This window comes from Parabacteroides faecis, assembly GCF_014647375.1.
Classification (GTDB): domain Bacteria; phylum Bacteroidota; class Bacteroidia; order Bacteroidales; family Tannerellaceae; genus Parabacteroides; species Parabacteroides faecis.
Window position 1 is genome coordinate 120,216 of record NZ_BMPB01000016.1, and the last position, 23,214, is coordinate 143,429.

At 41.8% G+C, this 23,214-nt stretch carries 21 protein-coding genes; 19 read left to right on the forward strand and 2 right to left on the reverse strand.

The window, feature by feature from the left end; all coding sequences use genetic code 11:
* The first annotated feature begins 351 nt into the window (after positions 1-351).
* The 15 genes from IEY67_RS25255 to lptB all read left to right on the forward strand — a co-directional run bounded on the left by IEY67_RS25255 (position 352) and on the right by lptB (position 15,853).
* Positions 352-1,635, forward strand: coding sequence for a UDP-N-acetylmuramoyl-tripeptide--D-alanyl-D-alanine ligase (locus IEY67_RS25255; RefSeq protein WP_229801168.1), 1,284 nt, complete (start codon positions 352-354; stop codon positions 1,633-1,635).
* A 12-nt stretch (positions 1,636-1,647) separates the two neighbouring features.
* Complete coding sequence (locus IEY67_RS21540) at positions 1,648-2,967, forward strand: ThuA domain-containing protein (RefSeq protein ID WP_229801164.1); 1,320 nt, start codon at positions 1,648-1,650, stop codon at positions 2,965-2,967.
* Positions 2,968-2,979: 12 nt separating this feature from the next.
* Entirely contained in the window at positions 2,980-4,413 is a 1,434-nt protein-coding gene (locus IEY67_RS21545) for a glycoside 3-dehydrogenase (RefSeq protein WP_183672347.1), read from the forward strand.
* Positions 4,414-4,427: 14 nt separating this feature from the next.
* Positions 4,428-5,819, forward strand: a complete 1,392-nt coding sequence (locus tag IEY67_RS21550; RefSeq protein WP_183672348.1) for a galactosyltransferase-related protein — start codon at positions 4,428-4,430, stop codon at positions 5,817-5,819.
* A 40-nt stretch (positions 5,820-5,859) separates the two neighbouring features.
* Positions 5,860-8,055 (forward strand): peptidase domain-containing ABC transporter, encoded by a 2,196-nt coding sequence (locus tag IEY67_RS21555; protein ID WP_183672349.1) that lies wholly within the window; start codon positions 5,860-5,862, stop codon positions 8,053-8,055.
* Between the two features lie 37 nt (positions 8,056-8,092).
* Entirely contained in the window at positions 8,093-9,037 is a 945-nt protein-coding gene (locus tag IEY67_RS21560) for an efflux RND transporter periplasmic adaptor subunit (protein ID WP_122354256.1), read from the forward strand.
* A gap of 77 nt (positions 9,038-9,114) precedes the next feature.
* Positions 9,115-9,573 (forward strand): hypothetical protein, encoded by a 459-nt coding sequence (locus tag IEY67_RS21565; protein WP_229801165.1) that lies wholly within the window; start codon positions 9,115-9,117, stop codon positions 9,571-9,573.
* Positions 9,574-9,805: 232 nt separating this feature from the next.
* Positions 9,806-10,249, forward strand: a complete 444-nt coding sequence (locus IEY67_RS21570; protein WP_122354258.1) for an HU family DNA-binding protein — start codon at positions 9,806-9,808, stop codon at positions 10,247-10,249.
* A gap of 11 nt (positions 10,250-10,260) precedes the next feature.
* Complete coding sequence (locus IEY67_RS21575) at positions 10,261-10,467, forward strand: hypothetical protein (RefSeq protein ID WP_122354259.1); 207 nt, start codon at positions 10,261-10,263, stop codon at positions 10,465-10,467.
* Positions 10,457-10,936, forward strand: a complete 480-nt coding sequence (locus tag IEY67_RS21580) for a D-Ala-D-Ala carboxypeptidase family metallohydrolase (RefSeq protein WP_183672350.1) — start codon at positions 10,457-10,459, stop codon at positions 10,934-10,936. The genes IEY67_RS21575 and IEY67_RS21580 overlap by 11 nt, the downstream gene beginning before the upstream one ends.
* Complete coding sequence (locus IEY67_RS21585) at positions 10,933-11,367, forward strand: hypothetical protein (protein WP_183672351.1); 435 nt, start codon at positions 10,933-10,935, stop codon at positions 11,365-11,367. The genes IEY67_RS21580 and IEY67_RS21585 overlap by 4 nt, the downstream gene beginning before the upstream one ends.
* Positions 11,368-11,435: 68 nt before the next feature.
* Positions 11,436-12,353 (forward strand): endonuclease/exonuclease/phosphatase family protein, encoded by a 918-nt coding sequence (locus IEY67_RS21590; RefSeq protein ID WP_183672352.1) that lies wholly within the window; start codon positions 11,436-11,438, stop codon positions 12,351-12,353.
* 10 nt (positions 12,354-12,363) lie between these two features.
* On the forward strand, positions 12,364-13,893 hold the full coding sequence (locus IEY67_RS21595) for a leucine-rich repeat domain-containing protein (protein ID WP_183672353.1): 1,530 nt from the start codon (positions 12,364-12,366) through the stop codon (positions 13,891-13,893).
* A gap of 19 nt (positions 13,894-13,912) precedes the next feature.
* Positions 13,913-15,034 (forward strand): DUF4934 domain-containing protein, encoded by a 1,122-nt coding sequence (locus IEY67_RS21600; protein WP_183672354.1) that lies wholly within the window; start codon positions 13,913-13,915, stop codon positions 15,032-15,034.
* A 66-nt stretch (positions 15,035-15,100) separates the two neighbouring features.
* Entirely contained in the window at positions 15,101-15,853 is a 753-nt protein-coding gene (gene lptB, locus IEY67_RS21605) for an LPS export ABC transporter ATP-binding protein (protein ID WP_122354266.1), read from the forward strand.
* A gap of 4 nt (positions 15,854-15,857) precedes the next feature.
* On the opposite strand, the gene IEY67_RS21610 is transcribed toward lptB, so the two are convergent.
* Both IEY67_RS21610 and rbp read right to left on the reverse strand, forming a co-directional pair.
* On the reverse strand, positions 15,858-16,772 hold the full coding sequence (locus IEY67_RS21610; RefSeq protein ID WP_183672355.1) for a CPBP family intramembrane glutamic endopeptidase: 915 nt from the start codon (positions 16,770-16,772) through the stop codon (positions 15,858-15,860).
* 81 nt (positions 16,773-16,853) lie between these two features.
* The gene (rbp, locus tag IEY67_RS21615) at positions 16,854-17,099 is read right to left on the reverse strand and encodes an RNA-binding regulator (protein ID WP_122354268.1); all 246 of its coding nucleotides are present in this window, start codon (positions 17,097-17,099) and stop codon (positions 16,854-16,856) included.
* Positions 17,100-17,423: 324 nt separating this feature from the next.
* On the opposite strand from rbp, the gene tig reads away from it, so the two are divergent.
* The 4 genes from tig (at position 17,424) to recQ (ending at position 23,144) form a co-directional block, all read left to right on the forward strand.
* Positions 17,424-18,776, forward strand: a complete 1,353-nt coding sequence (gene tig / locus IEY67_RS21620; RefSeq protein ID WP_122354269.1) for a trigger factor — start codon at positions 17,424-17,426, stop codon at positions 18,774-18,776.
* Between the two features lie 190 nt (positions 18,777-18,966).
* Entirely contained in the window at positions 18,967-19,635 is a 669-nt protein-coding gene (clpP, locus tag IEY67_RS21625) for an ATP-dependent Clp endopeptidase proteolytic subunit ClpP (RefSeq protein WP_122354270.1), read from the forward strand.
* Between the two features lie 67 nt (positions 19,636-19,702).
* Complete coding sequence (clpX, locus tag IEY67_RS21630; RefSeq protein ID WP_122354271.1) at positions 19,703-20,932, forward strand: ATP-dependent Clp protease ATP-binding subunit ClpX; 1,230 nt, start codon at positions 19,703-19,705, stop codon at positions 20,930-20,932.
* Between the two features lie 28 nt (positions 20,933-20,960).
* Positions 20,961-23,144: a DNA helicase RecQ gene (recQ, locus tag IEY67_RS21635; RefSeq protein ID WP_122354272.1), complete on the forward strand. Its 2,184-nt coding sequence runs from the start codon at positions 20,961-20,963 to the stop codon at positions 23,142-23,144.
* The last annotated feature ends 70 nt before the right edge of the window (positions 23,145-23,214 follow it).

Sequence of the window (23,214 nt, forward strand, 5' to 3'; positions counted from 1 at the left end):
TTAATGGTTGCGCCTCCGCATCATCCTTTTTTCAACGCTATTATTGTGCATTTGCAATCTGTGTCTGTTTCCTACATAGGAGACAAGTATGGGGAGGTGCAGAATACAACAGGTTCGTTAATGCTGACCAATCTTTATGAAAAATATGCGGATAAAAGTTCTATTGATATTTTCCCGGCGGCACTTGTTTCTCCATTTTCAAAAAACGAGATACAAGATTATATTCACGGGAAAGCCGATGAAGAACTATTGGAGAAAAAAATACAAAAAGCAATTGCTATTCATTATTTTACAGGTTCATGGTTTGTTAAAAATAATACTCATCGGTTATTGAAGAATAGATTGACTTTGATGTCTATATCCGATCTTTATCAGATTTTTCTACAATATCCGATCATTTGTACGGATGACAGGAAAGGTTCGCCGGATTCTCTTTTTTTTGCTATACAAGGGTTTTCATATAATGGAAACAAATTTGCAGAAAAAGCGTTGGAGGCTGGATGCCGTTATGCTATTGTCGATGATCCCACCGTTATAACTGATGATCGTTACATATTAGTCGATAATGTTCTGAAAGCATTGGAGCAATTAGCCGACTTTCATCACCAAATGTTGAAGACGCCTGTTATCGGCATTACAGGAACATGCGGTAAGACGACTACGAAAGAACTGGTAGCCGCAGTGCTTTCTACCCGATATAAGCTGGTTTCTACACATGAAAGTGAAAATGCAACTTTAGGGGCATCTCTTACTTTACTGAGTTTGAAGCCAGAGCATGAAATGGCTGTTATCGAAATGGGAGCTTGCCATTCGGGGATGATACGGGAGTTGGCCAGAATAGTCCGGCCGAAATATGGTATTATTACCAATGTAGGACTGGCGCATCTCGAGGGATTTGGTTCGCTTGAAGGAGTGCTGCGAACTAAAGGGGAGCTTTATGATTATTTACGTCAATCGGGCGGTAAGATCTTTATTCATAGAGAGAACAGAAGTCTCCAATCTATAGCCGAGGGATTAGAGCAAATTTCTTATGGTGAAAGTAAAGATACGTTTGTTTCCGGACAAGTGGTAACAGCGGATCCTTGCCTCTGTTTTAATTGGGAAAATGCAGGAATACGCCATACGGTATCGACCCGTATGGCTGGTAGCTATAATCTGTTTAATGCATTGGCTGCAATAACTGTCGGACTTTATTTTGATGTTCCTTTCGTGAAAATCAACCAGGCGATTGGTGGTTATATTCCGGCCAATTACCGTTCGCAGTGGAAAAAAACTTTACATAACGAGTTAATTATCGATACTTTTAATGCGAATCCATGTAGTATGCATGCAGCGTTGGCAAATTTTTCTACATTATCGGCAAGTCCCAAGGCTGTTATTTTGGGTGATATGTTAGGGTTGGGTGCAGAAAGTTTGAAACTGCATACCGAAATAATAGAGATGCTCAATGGATATGGTTTTGACAAAGTTTTTCTTTGTGGAAATCAATTTGCTGCTACCGGTTCTGTTTATTCCTGTTTTCCTGATGTGGAGGGCTTGAGCCAATATCTGTCGGTTAATCTGTTGAAAGGATATAATGTCTTGATTAAGGGTTCTAACAAAATTCATCTGGAAATGATTATCCATTTGTTATAATTGTAATATAGAATGAATTTGTATATAATCAATCATACCTGGTGTAGAGCTATATTTGACATTGACCTTTATGTCCGTGAACTGGTTGTAGCGTGTAAAGGCTGTAATATGAATATTTGTGTCGTAAATTTAATGTCGGAAAAGCCTCAAATACAGACAGATTTAATAGGTGGAATCAAATATTGGTATTTCCCGTCAGCTATTTCGGTGCAACGAACGATAAGTAAGGAACAATGGGAGTTATATTATCGTAATATTGTGTATTTACTTCAATTGTATATCGAGAATAAAAAGGATTTGATATTTCATTTGAACTTTATCGAAAGCTGTAAATTAACACAAGAATTACAGAATTCGTTCGATTGCAGGATTGTCGCTTCACAAGAAGAGCATTCTAACTGTTTTGGGGGAAGTAAGATATCCATCATACCGAATGGTTTATACGATGCGACTGAACTATTGAAAATATATGAATCATCTTTGTGTTGTGAAGAAGGTAAAATTAAAGTACTGATAGTGACAGGGCAGAGTAATCATGCCTGGCAAATCAGTCATGTTGCAATCCGGCTGATTCTTGAGAATTCCGGTCTCTTTGCAGTTAATGTCGCTGTATCGCCTGAAACTGGGAAAATCATGTCTAATTTTAAACCTGATTTTTCATCTTACCAATTGGTCGTACTCGACTACAATGGGGATAGATGGCCGGAAGAAACAGAAAGATCTTTTCTGGATTTTGTTGAAAAAGGAGGCGGTGTAATAATCTATCATGCGGCAAATAATGCTTTCAGAGATTGGAAAGAGTATAACCGGATAATCGGCTTTGGGGGATGGGAAGATCGTAATGAAACGGCCGGTCCTTATATTTACATGCAGGATGGTCGGTTGGTGTATGATAAGGAATCTCCCGGATGTGCCGGTTCGCATGGCTTTCAGCATGAGTTCGTACTTAATTGCAGCAATCCGGAACATCCGGTAACGAGAGGTTTGCCTGTGGCATGGCGTCATGAACAGGATGAATTGTACGATCGTATGCGTGGTCCGGGTATCGTTAAGGATGTTTTATTTTGGGGATATTCCGATCCGGCAACGAAAGGTTCCGGGCGTGATGAGATGGCTATATTTACAGTCGATTATGGGAAAGCACGTATTTTTCATACGACTTTAGGACATGCTGGAAATACACTAGATGATAATATTGCAATGCAATGTACAGGATTTCAAGTCACATTGCTGCGCGGTGCCGAATGGGCGGCAACCGGCAATGTTACACAGCCAGTACCTGACGATTTCCCGACGGAGACAACTATTTCATTGCGTAAAAATTATAAATAAAAACAGTCTGATATGCAAATAGCTTCCAATTCTATTTTAGGCAAAAGCCATGGACATACAGCTCCTTCGGACAAATTGAATATTGCTGTCGTTGGTATTGGTGGTATGGGGATTACAAATATTCAGCATGTTTTTGAAACGGAGAACATCGTAGCTCTTTGTGATGTAGACTGGAAGTATTCAAAACCTGTCTTAAATTGTTTCTCACGGGCAAAAAAATATAAAGACTTTCGTAGGATGTATGATGAGATGGATAAAGATATTGATGCCGTTATGGTTGCAACACCTGACCATACTCATGCTATTATTGCTGCTACTGCTATAACATTAGGTAAACATGTGTATGTCCAGAAACCATTAACTCATTCGGTCTATGAATCAAGATTGCTTACAAAGTTGGCTGCAGAATATAATGTCGCGACACAAATGGGAAACCAGGGAGCTTCTGACGAAGGTATTGATCTGATATGCGAATGGATCTGGAACGGTGAAATTGGGGAAGTAACGAAAGTTGAAACCGCTACCGATCGTCCTATGTGGCCGCAAGGATTGGAAACTCCTTCCAGAATACATAAAATACCTTCTACATTGGATTGGGATTTGTTTATCGGCCCAGCTAAAATGAGACCTTTCAATTCTATTTATCACCCTTGGAACTGGCGTGGCTGGTGGGATTTCGGAACCGGTACTTTGGGGGATATGGGGTGCCATGTTCTGCATCCTGCATTCAAAGCGCTTAAATTAGGTTATCCTGTGTCAGTGGAAGCAGCCTCTTCACCAGGGTTTATCGATTGTGCTCCACAGTCTGAGTATGTGAAATTTGTTTATCCGGTTCGGGAAAGCATGCCTAAAGTGGATTTCCCGGAAGTGGAAATTCATTGGTATGATGGTGGTTTTATGCCAGAGCGTCCGACAGGATTTCCCCAGGGACGTCCGCTGATGGGAGTGAGTGGTGGTTTGACAATTTTTCATGGAACGAAGGATACGTTGCTTTGCGGCTCTTACGGACTCAGGCCCTGGCTGCTCTCCGGACGTGTACCGAATATTCCCAAAACGATTCGCCGTGTAGATAGAGCGATGGAGGGTGGTCATGAACAGGATTGGGTACGTGCATGCAAGGAAAGTCCGGAAAATCGTGTAAAAACCAAATCTGATTTCTCGGAAGCGGGTCCGTTCAATGAAATGATCATGATGGGGGTATTAGCAGTTCGTCTGCAATCTTTGAATAAAATATTGGAGTGGGATGGAGCGAATATGGAATTTGTGAATATCGGTGACAATGAACAAATCCGGCAGATGATTTCAAACGGTTTTATAATCAAGGCTGGTCATCCTTCGTTTAATGCTAAAATGTCGGATCCGATCAATGCTAAAGAGTTTGCTGCCGGATTGATTAAACATAATTATCGTACGGGGTGGAATCTTCCTTTGGAAAATATCCTGTAAAAAGAACTGTAATTATGGAAGCTCCTCAGAATATACATCCGGAAATCTTGTCTGCCATTCGTTTATTGTCGGAAGACAGAAATATGAATATGGATACAGCCGTATCAATAATAGAAGATACAGTGTATAATTGTGATTTAAGTATATATCCGGATTTTTCAACCGGTTTAGCTGGTATTGGATGTGGCATCCAGTATATGATTTGTACCGGGTTAATAGAAGGGCGGGCTGATGAGGTTCTTGAAGAATGGGATCAGTATCTTTTTTCTGTAGTTTGTTTTCGTATGCATACTGATTTAACCCATGCAACAGGGTTAATGGGAATAGCTTCTTATTTTTTAGGGAGATTAGAAGATCTCCATGCTGGTGATGGTAATTTGAGTACTGTGATAAGCAAATCTGTATTGTTATCTATTTTGGATATTTTGTTGATTCGATTGGGAGTTGAAGGCTATGCTTCTTTTGAAATCAGAGAACAATCCCCGATCAGTACGATTGAAAAGCAGGATATCAAATTGTTCATACGGCATTTTTTACAGCATAATATATGCAATGAACTGGCTTTGAAATTATGGGATAGGATGGAACAAAAATATATTTTACCGGCAAGGAAATGTGAGAATTCGATCTGTACGGATATGGGGGACGTAACTATTGTTATACCGATACGTGTAGATAGTAGTATCCGGATAGCAAACTTGCTAACTATAATTCGTTTGTATTCGGATCTTGAAAATATACATTTTATAATCTGGGAAGCAGATAACTTGCAGCGTCTTTATATAGAAGAGAGTGAACGAATTGATTATTTGTTCTGTCGGGATAATAATCCCGTGTTTCATCATACTCATTATCGAAATGAGATGATAAAACAGGCAAAAACTCCGATTGTAGTAGTGTGGGATGTGGATGTTTTAGTCCCTGAGGAACAGTTGTATAAAGCAGTAAATGATATAAGAAATAGGCATGCTATTTTATCCTATCCTTATGATGGAGTTTGTTATAGTCTGTCGTCTGATATTAGTGATAATTTCAGGGAGACGTTGGACTGGGGAGTTTTACTTTCTGAAAAGGAAAAATTTCCGACCATGTTCGGGCAATTGACTGTCGGAGGTATATTCGTTGTCGATCGTGAAAAATACATGCAGGCCGGAATGGAAAATGAGTATTTTATCGGTTGGGGACCGGAAGATATTGAACGGTTAAAACGGCTTACGATTTTGGCTCTGCCTGTATCCCGGGTAACAGGGAGTATCTATCATTTATACCATCCTAGAAAGTTAAACTCTGGATATGTGGATCAATCTCAAAATTTGTCAGCAAAACAAGAACTGCTTCGAGTATGCAAAATGAGTAGAGGTGATTTATTGAAAGAGATCGCTGATTGGTCATGGATTTGTAAGTAGAATTTTGTGATAATTAGTTATAAAATCGAATGTTAATCCCATGAAAAGAATATTTCCTCATTATCACCAACTAGATGCTTTTGACTGTGGCCCAACCTGTCTCCGCATGATAGCGAAGTACTATGGTTGTACCTATTCGGTTCAATATTTACGTGAACATGCTTTCATCTCACGTGAAGGAGTATCGATGCTGGGTATTAGCGATGCTGCGGAACTAATCGGATTTCGAACAATGGGGGTGAGGATTACATTGGAACAATTGCGGACAGAAGTTCCCATGCCATGTATTTTGCATTGGAACCAGGAGCATTTCGTTGTTTGCTATAAAATAAAGAATGGAAAATATTATATTGCGGATCCGGCTAACAAGAAAGTTGCCTATGATGAAAAGGAGTTGGAACGTTGCTGGTGTAGCACTTTGGTACAAGGGAAAAATACCGGAGCTGCTTTGTTATTAGAACCCGGACCGGACTTTTATGATCGCGGAGAAATGGAGGAACGAAAAGATAGGAAATTTTCTTTTTTCTTTCGTTATCTGACTCCTTATAAGCGGGAACTTTTTCAGTTGATACTCGGAATGCTGACGGCAAGTATCTTGCAGTTAATCATGCCGTTTCTAACTCAAAGTCTGGTTGATACCGGTATTCGGGATAGTAACCTGAATTTTATTACTCTGATTCTGATTGCTCAGTTAGTTATTTTTATTGCCAGGTTGTCAGTTGATTTTATCCGTAGTTGGATTTTATTACATGTTAATACCCGAATCAATATCGCTTTGATTTCTGATTTTCTGGCGAAGCTGATGCGTTTACCCCTTCATTTTTTCGATACGAAAAAGGTAGGGGACATTATGCAACGTATTGGGGATCATAACAGGATAGAATCTTTTATGACAGGTTCTTCAATTAGCACTTTATTCTCTTTTGTCAATTTTATAGTTTTTGGTTTTGTCCTGGCATATTACGATCTATCTATACTTGGACTTTTTTTGTTGGGGAATGGCTTGTATGTCGCCTGGATCTTAGCATTTATGAAATATCGGCGTGACTTGGATATCAAACGTTTTGCACAAGCTTCCAATGAACAGAGTAATCTATTCCAGTTGATCACCGGTATGCAGGAAATCAAACTGAATAATTGTGAAACAGAAAAACGCTGGGAATGGGAACGTATCCAGGTGAAATTATTTAAGATTAGTATTAAAGGGTTAGCTTTAGGGCAATATCAACAGCTCGGGTCGGTGTTTTTTAACCAAACTACCAATATCCTTATCTCCTTTCTCGCCGCCCGGGCTGTTGTTTCCGGAAAAATGACGTTAGGTATGATGATGTCATTGACTTATATTGTGGGGCAGCTGACGGCTCCTATTGAACAGTTTATTGGTTTTGCCCGCTCGTTCCAGGATGCGAAGATCAGTCTGGAACGTTTGGGCGAGATCCACCAGCGGGAAGACGAAGAACAAATGTTGGCTATGAAAGTGAACACTTTGCCTGAGAACCGGGCTTTGCATATTGAAGATGTGAGTTTCAGTTATGACGGGGCGGATCGGGATTATGTATTAGAGAAGGTAAGTTTGACAATTCCACAACATAAAGTGACGGCGATTGTCGGTGCAAGCGGAAGCGGGAAGACGACGCTTATCAAGTTATTGCTCGGTTTTTATGATCCTAACAAAGGACATATAAAAGTGGGTGATCTGTTGTTGAAAAATATCAATCCGCATGTATGGCGGGCACGTACGGGGTGCGTGATGCAGGATGGCTTTCTCTTTTCAGATTCGATCGCAAAGAATATTGCGATAGGCGCGGAGGTGATCGATAAGGAACGGTTGTTGCATGCAGTGACTGTCGCTAATATCCGGGATTTTATCGATTCGTTGCCGTTGGGTTACAATACGAAGATCGGTATGGAAGGAAACGGAGTGAGCCAGGGGCAGCGACAACGGATCCTGATCGCACGGGCGGTGTATAAGAATCCGGAGTTTATTTTTCTGGATGAAGCGACAAATGCGCTGGATGCGAATAACGAACGGGAGATCATGGAACATCTGCATCAGTTCTATAAAGGAAGGACAGTGGTTGTTGTAGCTCACCGGCTGAGTACGGTACGGGATGCAGATAAAATAGTGGTGCTGGATAAGGGACAGGTCGTGGAAGAAGGTACGCATGAGGAACTGACGGCACAGCGAGGCGTTTATTATAAATTGGTGAAGAACCAGTTGGAATTGGGTTCGTAGGGGTGGTTCGCGAACCACCCTTATAGGGGACAGTCATATGGAAACAGGAAAAAAAATAGAATTACGCAGTGAAGAGGTACAAGAGGTGATGGGACAAATCCCTGCCTGGATTGTACGATGGGGTATTACGTTGTTGTTTGTTGTGGTACTGGCTCTTTTGGTGGGTAGTTATTTTTTTATTTATCCGGATGTGATTGAGACGGAGATGACATTGACAAGCCGGGAACCGGTGGTGAAGGTCGTGGCCCGTTCGTCGGGAAAGATCAGCGGACTTTATGCCTTTAACGGACAGGAAGTGAAAATGGATGCTCTGCTGGCTGTGGTGGAGAATCCTGCGAAGACGGAAGATGTACTTCGATTAAAGAAATTATTAGCTCGTTATATGGGTGAGCCGGAACGACTGAGTTATTATTTATTGCAGGATGTATGGTTGCTGGGTGATATTCAACCGGCATATATGGATCTGGCATCGAAAGATGTTTCTGCCCGTGATTACCGTGCTTCGGTCGGGCAGTTGCTGGCGGCGATCCATGCCTGGGAGATGTCGTATTGTCTGATAGCACCCTCGGACGGACGAGTGCAACTGCTTGTTCAGGAGGCTCCGAATCAGTATTTATCGTCGGGCGATGTGTTTGCGCGTATTGTACCCAAAGAGGGAGAAACCTGGGTCGGACGGGCATTGCTGCCGTTACAACGGTCGGGAAAGGTAAAGACCCGGCAGCGGGTGATCGTGCGTTTTACGAATTTCCCGGATCAGGAATTTGGAATTGTGAACGGCATCGTTTCGACGATCTCGTTGGTGCCTGCGGAAGACAATTATATGGTGGAGATTGCCTTCCCGAACGGACTGACCACCAATTATGGGAAGTGCTTGCCCGTATCTCATGAAATGAAAGCCACCGCCGAAATTGTAACTGATGATTTACGTTTGATAGAACGCTTCTTTCAACCACTGAAAAAGATACTGAAAGAGGGGTTCTAAAATCTTTTCGTAGCCAATATATCTCGTTTAGTGGCTTTCGTGCCGGGAAGGATGAATAATCCCCTTCCCGGCACTTTATGAAAAATTCACTGATGGTACAGCTGGGTGCCAAACCTACCCTCCAGCATTTCCGTAAAATAGTGATGAACCTGCCGACGAGAGAAAGAGCCGGTTTTATGAAAGAAGCTTTCGGATTGGCTTTCTCTGAATGGAGAAGTCTGGATGTCGTTTATCAAAAGTTTCTGGTTGCGCTGATAAAAAGTGAACGGCAACAGTTTGTAGAGTTTGTACGTAAGGAGACTGTCCTGGGTGAATTCCTGTATGACCTGAAAAACGAAGACCTGTTTGTAAGAATCCTGAATCTTCTGGAACGGCCGTCTAAAAAGCATAAAACCTCTTATTCCAGGTTGGCTTTTTCTGTTTTATTTGCGTTTAATGTGGATTGGGAAATAAAGGGTTTATCGGATAAGATCAGGTATGCGAAAGCGGATAGGGATGATTTGTTTGAGTTGTTTGAAGGGATAAAGATTGATTAACATATTATCCCAATTCTCCCCTTGTCGATCTTAATGATTGTGAAATATCGCTGCTTTTGAAAAGCAGTAAGAGCTGTGTTTTCAATACCTTTTTAAGATTCGTTATGATGCTAGTCTTTTGTTCATTAGTTTGTTACGTCTTTTTTTAGCCCTATTCTTATTGCTTTTTAGCCTTTTTCTGCCAACATACCTTTGTGTCGTACTTAATTATTCACTAAAAACATTTTTAATTATGGCACAAGGTTACAAGTTGGTTCTGCGCCCGTCAGAACCGGGAGTCAAAGATTCCAAGAAGTTGTATTATGCGGTATCTAAAAGTACAGGATTTACGGATATCAGACGCTTATGCAAGTTGGTTGCTGCGAGAAGTACGGTCTCGAGCGCAGATGTGAAAGCGGTACTGGATAATCTGAATTATATTCTGGATCTGGAATTGCAGGATGGTCGTATTGTTCAGTTGGGTGAATTCGGTAATTTCCGTATTACGGTCGGGAGCGAGGGCGTAGAGGATAAAAAGAAGTTCTCTGCAAGTATGATTCGTGCTCCGAAGATTGTTTTCACTCCCGGGTTTGATTTACGTGAGACTAAGAAAACGATGGGTTATTCATTGATTACTCCGGAAGTTGAAAAAGCGGAGAATCCCGGAGGTGGTGGGGACCGTCCGGAAATTGAGTAAACCGGTCGAGGATGAAAAGAATGAATGTTCAACTGGTAATGGCCGTGCTGCTTTGTGCAGCCGGTCTTATCCTGGTCTTTTCCGGTTTTTGGGTGGCTCCGGCTGGAGAGATACATAACAGTGTGTTAGTAGCTTTCGGAGAGATCAGTACGTTTGCCGGAGCATTATTTGGGGTAGATTATTCATATAAAATAAAAAAGAACGAAAATGAAAAATAAAGAATTTACATTTGAAAAGCCTTTGACAGTAAAGCAACAAGCATGGAGATGCAAACATCCGGATTGGATCAGTGATCATTTTTACATGGGGGAGTTTATCTACAGTGCAGTTGCTGTAGAACAGGGCCTGAACAATACTCCACCACCGGAAGCGCAGAAAGCGATTAGAAATCTGGTTAGAAAGTTATTGGAGCCGCTTCGGGAATATGCGGATTGTCCTATGGGAATGCATATTTCCAGTGGCTATCGGAGTGAAGAATTGAATCGTCTGGTAAGAGGTGTTGTTAACTCGCAGCATATGACGGGAGAAGCAGCCGATATTTATACATTCGGAAGTTGCCGCTTGTTGGAGGCTTTACAGAAAAGCCGTTTGAATTTCGACCAGGCAATTTATTACCGTCGTCGTGAGTTTATCCATTTGTCATTGAAATTGACGGGTAAGAACCGTCGCCAGGTGATTATCAAATGAGAGCTGTTCTTTACTTGTTTTTGGCGGTGATAGGATTATCCGGCTGTGTGACACGCAATCGAAGCAGGGAGCAGTTTTATGCGTATAAGGATTCGATGGTGTATATACAGTTGGATACATCCTGTTTACATTATGATCGGCAGAAGCATTTGCGGGGTAACTCCCGATTGAAGGAAATTTATTTTTCTTCACCGGATAGCTCAGGCAAGCAGCATGTGGAACGTGTTGCGTATGTTACGGAAGAATGGAGCATGACGGATTCTGCAGAAGTCCTTTCTACAAAGAAGAGTGCAACAGAAAAGCAGGACATTAATAGCATTATATCGACGGAGAAAGTGATAACAAAACATGAACCGGGACATATTGCCGGATGGGTGTTGGTTCTGTTTTTGCTTTCTTTTGTCTATTGGTTATGGAAAAAAGTGAGATGATTAAATAGCTTTATCTTTTGAGTTTTTGAAAATAAAATTTTACCTTGCATTCGTTAATTATACAAGCCATGAAAAAGATCATTTATTCTTTTGTTTTTATTTTTTGCGCCTTACTGACTTTACAGGCGCAAACAATGATAGTTGGATCCTATAATCTGAGGTATGCCAACAATGGGGATTCAACAAAGGGAGACGGTTGGGGACAACGTTATCCTTATATTGCTCAACTGGTACAGTTTCACGGTTTTGAAATATTCGGAACCCAGGAAGGTTTGTATCCTCAGTTACAGGATTTGAAACAAGCCATGCCTGGCTATGATTATATCGGTATAGGACGTGAGGATGGCAAACAGGCAGGGGAACATTCTGCTATTTTTTACCGTACGGATAAGTTTGAAGTGCTGGAACATGGGAATTTCTGGTTATCTGAGATAACGGACTGTCCGAATAAAGGGTGGGATGCAGTTCTTCCCCGGATTTGTACCTGGGGAGAGTTCCGGGATAAACAGACTGGTTTTACCTTTTTGTTTTTCAATCTCCATATGGACCATGTGGGGGTACAAGCCCGTGCCGAGAGTGCGAAATTGATTTTGAAGAAAATAAAAGAGTTTCCTAAAAAGTTACCTGCTATCCTGACCGGTGATTTTAATGTCGATCAAAACAGTGAGTCTTATAAATTGTTGGACGGTTCCGGTGTCATGCGTGACTCGTATGAAATTGCGGATTTCCGCTATGCGCCAAATGGAACATTTAATGGTTTTCATACGGATCGAAAGACCGAAAGCCGTATCGATCATATTTTCCTGACAAAAGAGTTCGATGTGAAAAAGTATGGGGTATTAACCGATACCTACCGTTCGGAAGTGGCTGAAAGTTCTCAGAAGGAACAGAATGGTAATTTTCCCAAAGAGGTATCTTTGAGTAAATATAAGGCTCGCACCCCCTCAGATCATTTTCCAGTGATGGTCGTTTTGTCAATCTTATAAATGAATTATTATGAAAACACCTAAGACAACTTTTTCTTTCTTCTTTCCAACTTTGTTGGTATTGGGACTATTATTGGTTTCCGGCGAAAAGTTATCGGCGGAAGATCTTGGTTATGAACTGAAGGATGGTACATTGACTATTTTGATGTATGGTGGTTTTGATGATTGGAAAAAGGCTAGTGTTGCTGATAGGAACTCTGTCACTCAGATTACGATAGAGGAAGGAGTTCCCATTGTTCCGAATCAGATATTTAAATATATGTCGCATGTAAAATCCGTGCATATTCCATCGTCCGTGACTTCGATCGGAGCAGGAGCCTTTTTAGCTTGCAGGGATTTGTCATCCGTAACATTTGCAGAGAATTCCAATTTGAAATTGATCGGAAGATATGCTTTCTATCAGACATATCTGGCTTCGATCACTGTTCCGACTACTGTGGAATGGATCGGGAAGGCTGCTTTTAGAAATTGTTCGAATCTGTCGTCAGTGCAATTTGCAGAAGAGGCGTGTTTGAAGACGATCGGAGAGTGGGCTTTTTATGAGACAGCTCTCAGGTCGGTTGCTATTCCTTCTTCTGTAGCAACAATCGGGAAGGCTGCCTTTTGGGGATGCAGAAAATTGTCGTCCATAGCATTTTCCGAGAACATGAAGCTTGAAAAGATCGGTGATGGTGCTTTTTCCAGAACGGCTATAACATCTGTTACCATCCCGTCTTCTGTCGTGGCTATCGGAGAGGGGGCTTTCAGACTCTGTAAAAGATTGTCGTCGGTCACTATTGATGGTTCGAAACTGGAAACGATCGGGGGACGGGCTTTTTCCGAGACTTCTCTGACTTCTTTTTCGATCCCGTCTTCTGTTACTACGATTGGTGCAGGCGCTTTTGCGAAGACGTTTCTGAAATCGATAGTGGTCCCTTCTTCGGTGACAAATATAGAAGGAGCGGCTTTTACGGATTGCAGAAGATTATCCTCTGTTACATTTGCCGGAAAATCGGAGTTGGAACAGATTGGAGCTGCCGGATTCTATGGAACAGCTTTGGAATCATTGGAAATTCCTTTTTCAGTGAAGACAATCGGAGCAGGTTCGTTTTCTCATTCTGCTCTTAAATCGGTTACCATACCTGCCTCTGTTACAAATATAGGGCGTGCCGCCTTTTATGAAACATCTCTGGCTTCTGTTATTATACCGTCCTCTGTACGAACGATCGGAAAAGAGGTTTTTTATAACTGCACCAAGCTGACAGACGTTACTTTTTTGTCGTCGGAAGCTCCGGCCGGTTTTGAAGAGAATGTGTTTGGCGGGTGTTTCTCTTTGGAGGCTATTAATGTTCCGGAAAGTGGTTCCGGCTATTCGGGAGGACCTTGGGCTAAGTATGAGGATATTATCAAACGTCAGGTCATATCTATATCTTCCGGCTCGTTAACTGCATTGTATAATTGGTTTTCTGTAGGCGGAATGGGGAATTGGAGTGTTCTTAATCCTCTGTTCTATGTTATATTTTTGACTATATGTGGCTTGAAGAAAATGTTTTTGGGATAATTAGATAAAAGAAGTGGTTATGAAAACGGGTTGTTTGATATTTTTACAGATTATTTTTCTTGTTATAATGGGATGTAAAAAAGAGTCGGATGTCAATAAAGACTCTCTTCCTGTTTTTGATATGGAAGCAACTATTGGTAGGCAGGTTCCTGATACCTTTATGTGGAATAGTATTGCTAAAAAGATTACCTATGTTCCTCTTTCTACATCTCCGGATGCTTTATTTGGATCAGCTCAACTTATACATATTGATAAGGATTTTTATTGTATGGTAGATCAGAAAACGGGTTCTATTTTTTATTCAAATAAGAAGGGAAAGATCATTCATTCGTTTTCCAAGAAGGGACAAGGGCCTGGGGAGTATGCGTGGCTTACTTATGTTTCTATGAACCTGAAAGATTCTACTATCAGTGTATTTGATCAGAAGAGTGAGAAATATATAGTTTATGATCTGAGGGGTAATTTTGTAAAAGAAACTATGCTGAAAGAGAAGGGGCTGAATACGGTTCATTTGGTTTCAGATGATTTTGCTGTTGCAAAAGGACGGGATGTCGGTGATTATAGACTTTGTGTGACTGATAAAGATTTGAATATTCGGGAGAATTTGTTTCCAATGGATACTACCCTTACGGAAATGGAACGTTTCTGTATGATTTGGCAACTTAATTATAGTAGAAATCGGGATATGTTTATTGCCAATTTTGCTAATGAAGATACTATTTTCGCAGTAACAGCTAAAGGGGCTGAACCTGTTTGTGTTTTAAAAAAAGGAAAATATACTCTTCCTGAAGAGGAGGCAAAGAAACCAATGGATATAACATCTTCCCCTTATATTCGTTCGATGTGGTTATCTTCTGTTCTTGATTATTATTTGATAACATATTTGTTTGAAAATCAGATTTATGATGAGGTATGGAGTGCAAAGGATAATAGAATAGTGTCACGTTTGTTATGTGAAAATGGAGAGTGGGGATTTCCTCTTTGTCTACCGTCTGGGAAAAAAGTGTTGCTTAATACAAGGATGTTGTATGTCAACGGTAATATTGTCGCTTCATTTATTGATGCATCTACTGCTGCTGAAGGTGGAATAGTTGGTGTAGATGAGGATGATAATCCGGTGTTGGTGGTAATGGAATTGTAAGAAATGATAATAGTCTTGTGGAAAACTAATTAATTGCGTTTCTTTGTACCCGTAAATAATTAGGATATGGCAGACGAACAACAGATGGTGCTCCGGACGGAGGACCTGGTGAAAAAATATAGAACACGTACGGTAGTGAACCATGTTTCTATCAATGTGAAACAAGGGGAGATTGTTGGATTGCTCGGTCCGAACGGGGCGGGGAAGACGACAACATTCTATATGACTGTAGGACTGGTCACACCTAATGAAGGGAAGATCTTCCTGAATGATATGGAGATCACCAAGTTCCCGGTTTATAAACGTGCCCGTAACGGTATCGGTTATCTGGCACAGGAGGCTTCGATTTTCCGTAAGATGACAGTGGAAGATAATATCCGCTCCGTATTGGAAATGACGGAGACGACTCCGGAATATCAGAAAGAGAAGCTGGAAAGCCTGATCGCTGAGTTCGGTCTGAACAAAGTGCGGAAGAACCTGGGAGACCAGTTGTCGGGTGGTGAAAGGCGTCGTGCTGAGATTGCCCGCTGTCTGGCCATCGACCCTAAATTCATCATGTTGGATGAACCGTTTGCCGGTGTCGACCCGATTGCCGTACAGGATATCCAGACCATTGTTGCCAGACTGAAACATAAAAATATCGGTATCCTGATTACCGACCATAATGTGTACGAGACGTTGAGTATCTGTGACCGTGCCTATTTGTTGTTCGAGGGAAAAGTGCTTTTCCAGGGAACGGCAGAACAGTTGGCAGAGAACGAGATCGTCCGCGAAAAGTATCTGGGTAAAGACTTCGTATTACGGAAGAAAGACCTGTAATCAGTTATTGATAATTGTTGGATTGTTTTTGTATTGAAAGTCTTCTGATATGCTGTACGCATACAATGAATAATAATAATGTAATGACGGCCAGTGCCGAATAAGGTAACAGATTGGCATTGGATATGTCTCCGGAGATAAATTCATTTTCTTTCAACCGGCTATCCGACATACCGATCACGGCAAATGCGTTGTTGACGAAATGGGCAAATACAGGGACCCAGATGTTTCTGCTCCAGTATAACAAGTAGCCGAAATAAGCTCCCAGCAACATACGGGGAAGGAATCCGTAGAACTGTAGGTGGAATGCGCTGAATATTATGGCGGCCGACCAGATAACAATGTGATGGTTGGTGGTCCACTGTCCGATAATACGTTGTAATGCTCCCCTGAATAAAAACTCTTCGGTGATACCAGCCATCACGGCCATAACAAGCAGATTGGATAACACTATCAGGAGTCCGTCGCCTGCTAAAAGTGTATTGGTCAACTGTTCGGCAAGTGCTTCCTGCGTTTGCATCCAGTTTTCAATAGGCGCCATGAATGAGGGCAATACCATTTGCTTGTTCAGCAATGCAGTCAGGGTGGTTGTCGGCGACATCAGGACCATACTCACCAGTACGAGCGCCAGGACACGGTTATCCGTATTTCGTTTTATACAAAGGTAATCTGCCGGATCGGGGCTGCATAACCAGGCTACAGCTAATGCCGGGAACAGGAAGGTCCCCACTGCTGAAACAAACTGCATCATCCGCATCATGCCGGGGTATTGAGATAGATTACCGGAGATGCCATGAAACGTGAAAAATATTCCCGTGCCGATCAGGGATGAAAGGATGGCTCCGAACAAAAGACAGAGTAGCAGGAGCAATAACTGGAACAGTGCCGGTTTACCGGCGTATATACCTTTTAATCTCATTTTGAATATAAATATACGGACATAAAAAAACTTCTGCCCAAATATAGGTAGAAGTTTTTTATTTTTTCGAGGTAGAGTGAATTACATTTTCGGTCTGGCTTCTTTTACTACCATCTGACGACCTTCGAATTCAGCTTCGTTCAATTCTGCAATAGCTTTTTTCGCTGCTGCATCATCAGGCATTTCTACGAATGCAAAACCTTTCGATTTACCTGTTTCACGGTCTATGATGATCTTTACAGAATCTACCACTCCGTATTCTTCCATTACTTGTTTCAGATCTTCTTCCCGAACACGATAGTTCAGGTTACCAATGTAAATGTTCATAAAAATAGAAATAATTAAAAAATAAAATTGTTACTGATGAAAGTAGTAAACCGGAATTTCGTAACAATGATAGATAAATCGACAAGTAACAAGTAAATGAAGAAATAAAAACAATGTTATTTACGTTCAAGGTAATTCCCCTTTCACATTACAAAGGAATACATTTATTTTAGATAAACAAGATTTTGGGTTGAAAAAAATAATATGTGTCTAAATTGGGCTTACTTAGAACAAATTAAGTAAACAATTTGCGAGATTAAAAGAATAACTCTAATTTTGCAGCCTAAAATTCGATACGACTATTAATTAAATAAATCATTCAGAATGAACGTTTCGCTTAAGAACATTGATGCCGTTAGCGGTATTGTGAAATTAGAAATAGTGAAGGCTGACTATGCTGAACAGGTTGAAAAGAGCCTGCGCAACTTCCGTCAGAAAGCAAATGTACCGGGTTTCCGTAAAGGAATGGTACCGATGGGTATGGTAAAAAAAATGTATGGAAAGCACGTGCTGGCTGAAGAAGTTAACAAGTTGGTTTCTGAAAATCTATTCAATTATATCCGCGATAACAAATTGAACATTTTAGGCGAACCGATGCCTAACGAAACAGAACAACAGCCTATTAATTTCGATACGCAGGAAGATTTCGAATTTTGTTTTGACGTAGCTTTGGCTCCGGAGATCAAAATCGAACTGAGCAAGAACGATAAGCTTCCTTACTATCAGGTTGCCATCGATGAAGAGATGATGAACCAGCAGGTAGATGCTTATACTGCTAACTTCGGCGCTTACGACCAGGTTGAAGAAGTTGAGGAAAAAGACATGGTAAAGGGTACTGTTGCCGAACTCGAAAACGGATCTCCGAAAGAAGGCGGTATCGTTGTCGAAGATGCAGTACTGATGCCTTCTTATATGAAGGATGAGGCTGAAAAAGCGAAATTTATCGGTGCGAAGACTAACTCTGTGATCGTTTTCAACCCGAACAAGGCTTATGAAGGAGCTGAAGCTGAGATCGCTTCTTTCCTGAAAGTCGATAAAGAAGCTGTAGCCGGTATCACTGGTGACTTCAGTTTCGAGATCAGTGAAATTACACGTCACAAAAAAGCGGAACTGAACCAGGAGTTGTTCGACAAAGTATTCGGCGAAGGTGTTGTTACCAGCGAAGAAGAATTCAAGAACAAGATCAAAGAAGCATTGGCAGAACAGTTTGTTCCTCAGAGCGACTTCAAATTCCTGCTGGATGCACGCGAAATATTGGTACAGAAAGCCGGTGAACTGCAGTTTGCTGACGGATTGCTGAAACGTTGGTTGCTGGCTGCAAACGAAAAGAATACACCGGAAAAACTGGACGAAGAATATCCTCAGATCATCGAAGACCTGAAATATCAGCTGATCAAGGAAAATCTGGTGAAGGGCAATAACCTGAAGGTTGAAGATGCAGATATCGAAAGCTTTGCAAAACGTGTGGCTAAAGCTCAGTTTGCACAGTACGGTATGCTTTCTGTTCCTGAAGAGGTATTGGCTAACTATGCAAAAGACATGCTGAAGAACAAGCAGACTTTGCAGAACATTATCGACCGTGCAGTAGAAGAAAAACTGGCTGCCTGGTTGAAAGAACAGGTCGAACTGGATGTAAAAGAAGTTTCAGCAGAAGAGTTCAACAAACTCTTTGAATAATATTATTCTTCGGAAACTATAGTATTTATTATGGTTTCAGTAAGAAAAAGGGGTTTCTCTCTAAAAAATATCTTAGCGGATAGCAAATAAGTTGTTTCTTTCAGAAATTTATTTATAACTTTGTTATTCCGATAAGTCAGAGGGAAATCCCTTTTTTTATGACTTTCGGTTATACAATAAACAGTAGACTATGGACGATTTTAGAAAGTATGCAACAAAACATTTGAGGATGAACAGTAATGCGCTGGATAGTTATATGAATATCACCAGCAGTTATATTTCTCCGACGATTATTGAAGAACGTCAGCTGAATGTTGCGCAGATGGACGTGTTTTCCCGCTTGATGATGGACCGTATTATCTTCCTGGGAACGCAGGTCGACGATTATTCGGCCAATGTGATTCAGGCACAATTACTATATCTGGATTCAAGCGACCCCGGTAAGGATATATCCATTTATATTAACTCTCCCGGTGGTTCCGTATATGCCGGTTATGGTATTTATGATACTATGCAGTTTATCGGTTGTGATGTTTCTACTATCTGTACAGGTATGGCTGCTTCTTTTGCAGCCGTATTGCTGGTAGCCGGAACGAAAGGTAAACGTATGGCATTGCCTCATTCACGCGTGATGATCCACCAACCTCTGGGCGGTGTACAAGGACAGGCTTCGGATATCGAGATCACAGCTCGTGAGATCCTGAAGGTTAAGAAAGAACTGTACACTATTATCTCAACTCACTCAGGAAAACCTTATGAAGAAGTGGAACGCGATAGCGATCGCGACTATTGGATGACTGCCGAAGAAGCGAAAGCTTACGGTATGGTTGATGAGATCCTGGTTCGTAATAATAAATAACAAACATAGAGACAAGGCCCTTTTTTGTGCCTTGTCTTTTTTGACAATTTAATAAACAAAAAAATCTATGGCCAAAACAGGCGACGTTTGTACGTTTTGTGGAAGGAGCAGCCGGGACGTTAACATGCTGATAAATGGGATATCCGGTGCTATCTGTGACGAGTGTGCACAGCAAGCGTATGAAATTGTAAAAGAACAACAGCCTGCCAGGAAAAGCTCTTTAGGGCTTGACCAGGCGGAACTGCCGAAGCCGGAGGATATAAAAAACTTTCTGGACCAATATGTGATAGGACAGGATGACGCCAAGCGTTATCTTTCTGTTTCTGTATATAACCATTATAAGAGGTTGCTTCAGAAAGTCACTTCGGATGATGTGGAGATCGAGAAGTCTAATATTATTATGGTTGGCGCAACTGGTACGGGAAAAACCTTGCTGGCGCGTACGATCGCAAAATTGCTGCATGTGCCGTTTGCCATTGTGGATGCGACGGTGCTGACCGAAGCCGGTTATGTGGGAGAAGATATTGAAAGTATTCTGACTCGCCTGTTGCAGGCTGCCGATTATGACGTGGATGCTGCACAGCGGGGGATTGTATTTATTGATGAGATAGATAAGATCGCGCGTAAAAGTGATAATCCGTCTATAACCCGTGATGTAAGCGGAGAAGGTGTACAGCAGGGATTATTGAAACTGTTGGAAGGTTCGATCGTAAACGTACCTCCCCAGGGCGGAAGAAAACATCCTGAACAGAAAATGATTGCGGTAGATACGAAAAATATCCTGTTTGTCTGTGGCGGAGCGTTCGACGGTATCGAGAAGAAAATTGCCCAGCGTCTGAACACCCGTGTCGTAGGATATTCTGCCAGCAAGGAAACTGCCCAGGTAGACAGGAACAACTTCCTGAAATATATTACGCCGACAGACCTGAAATCGTTCGGGTTGATCCCGGAGATTATCGGTCGTCTGCCTATTCTGACTTATTTGAACCCGCTTGACCGGAGCACGCTACGCAGCATTCTTACAGAGCCGAAGAATTCGATCATCAAGCAGTATGTCAAGCTGTTCGAGATGGATTCCATTAAACTGTCGTTTGATGAAGACGTTTACGAATATATTGTAGACAAAGCTCTGGAATTTAAGCTGGGAGCCCGTGGCCTTCGTTCGATAGTCGAGGCCATCATGATGGATGCTATGTTCAGCATGCCGTCTGAAAAGAAAAAGAAACTCCATGTTACTTTGGAGTATGCGAAGGAGAAGTTTGAAAAATCAGATGTAAACCGTTTGCAGATAGCGTAATGCCTGCGGTTTGTAAAATATAATAAGTATGGCGAAGAAGGATAGTATAACTGAGCATTTAAAGACTCATTTTGGTTTTGATACCTTTAAAGGAAATCAGAAAGCAATCATTGAAAATGTGCTGGCCGGGAATGATACCTTTGTGTTGATGCCCACCGGTGGAGGTAAGTCTCTCTGTTACCAGTTGCCTTCTATTATGATGGAAGGTACGGCGATCGTAATTTCCCCCCTGATCGCTCTGATGAAGAATCAGGTGGATGCCATGCGTAATTTCAGCGAAGAAGACGGAGTGGCCCATTTTATTAATTCATCACTGAATAAGTCGGCGATCGACCAGGTGAAGGAAGATATTATGGCTGGCCGAACGAAGCTGCTTTATGTTGCTCCCGAATCACTGACAAAGGAAGAAAATGTCGAATTCCTGCGCAATGTGAAAATCTCATTTTACGCAGTGGATGAGGCCCATTGTATCTCTGAATGGGGGCATGATTTCCGCCCGGAATACCGGCGGATACGTCCGATCATCAATGAGATAGGAAAACGTCCGTTGATTGCGCTGACTGCTACCGCGACTCCGAAGGTACAACATGATATCCAGAAAAACCTGGGTATGATAGATGCTTCAGTTTTCAAATCCTCCTTTAACCGTTCTAATTTATATTACGAAGTTCGTCCGAAGGATGAAAATATAGACCGCGAGATCATTAAATATATTAAAGCCAACGAAGGTAAATCGGGTATTGTTTATTGTCTGAGCCGCAAGAAGGTAGAGGAGTTTGCCGATATTCTGAAGGCAAACGGGATCAAAGCGCTTGCTTATCATGCCGGAATGGATTCGCAACAACGGTCGGCCAATCAGGATGCGTTCCTGTTGGAAAAAGCAGACGTTATTGTGGCTACTATCGCATTCGGTATGGGGATCGATAAGCCTGACGTGCGTTATGTCATTCATTACGATATACCGAAGAGTCTCGAAGGTTATTACCAGGAAACAGGCCGTGCCGGCCGTGATGGCGGCGAAGGGCAGTGTATCGCCTTTTATGCTTATAAGGATTTACAGAAGCTGGAGAAGTTTATGCAGGGTAAACCTGTAGCGGAACAGGAGATCGGCAAGCAGCTGTTGCTTGAAACAGCCGCCTATGCTGAAACATCCGTATGCCGTCGTAAAGTCCTGTTGCATTATTTTGGTGAAGAATACCTGGAAGATAATTGTGGAAATTGTGATAATTGTTTGAACCCCAAAAAGCAAGTGGAAGCGAAAGAGTTATTGAGTGCGGTACTTGAAGTGATAAGTACTTTAAAAGAAAAATTTAAGGCAGACTATATTGTCAGTATGTTGGTCGGGAATGAGACCTCCGAAATTCAATCTTACAAACACAATGAAATGGAAATCTTCGGTTCCGGAACGGACGAAGACGACAAGACCTGGAATGCGGTGATCCGTCAGGCACTGATCGCCGGTTATCTGACAAAAGATATCGAGAATTATGGTTTGCTGAAAATATCGCCGAAGGGAAAAGACTTCATGAAGAAACCGGTATCTTTCAAAATAACGAAGGATAACGAGTTTGAAGAGGAAGAAGAATCAGAAGTTCCTGTACGCGGGGGGGCTACCTGTGCCGTAGACCCAGTCCTTTATTCTATGATGAAGGATTTGCGTAAGAAATTATCCAAACGGTTGGAAGTTCCTCCTTTTGTGATTTTCCAGGATCCGTCATTGGAAGCGATGGCAACGACTTATCCGGTCACTTTGGATGAGTTGCAGAATATCCCCGGTGTTGGTGCCGGTAAGGCAAAACGCTACGGACAGGAATTCATAACACTGATCAAGAAGCATGTCGAAGAAAATGAGATCGAACGTCCGGAAGATTTGCGTGTCCGTACTGTAGCCAATAAGTCGAAGCTGAAAGTTTCCATTATCCAACGGATCGACCGGAAGGTTGCCCTGGATGAGATCGCATTGACGAATGGCCTTGAATTTAACGAATTGCTGGATGAGATCGAAGCGATCGTTTATTCGGGAACACGTATCAATATCGATTACTTTGTAAATGATGTGATGGATGAAGATCACATAGAAGATATCTATGAATATTTCAAGGATTCCGAAACGGATGACCTGGAAGATGCGATCGAAGAATTAGGCGGCGATTATACGGAAGAAGAAATTCGTCTGGTACGCATTAAGTTCCTTTCCGAGATGGCCAATTAATACACGGATCATTTCCGATCGGAATTAAAAAGGTTCCTTCCCGCAAACAAAAGGGAAGGGGCCTTTTTAA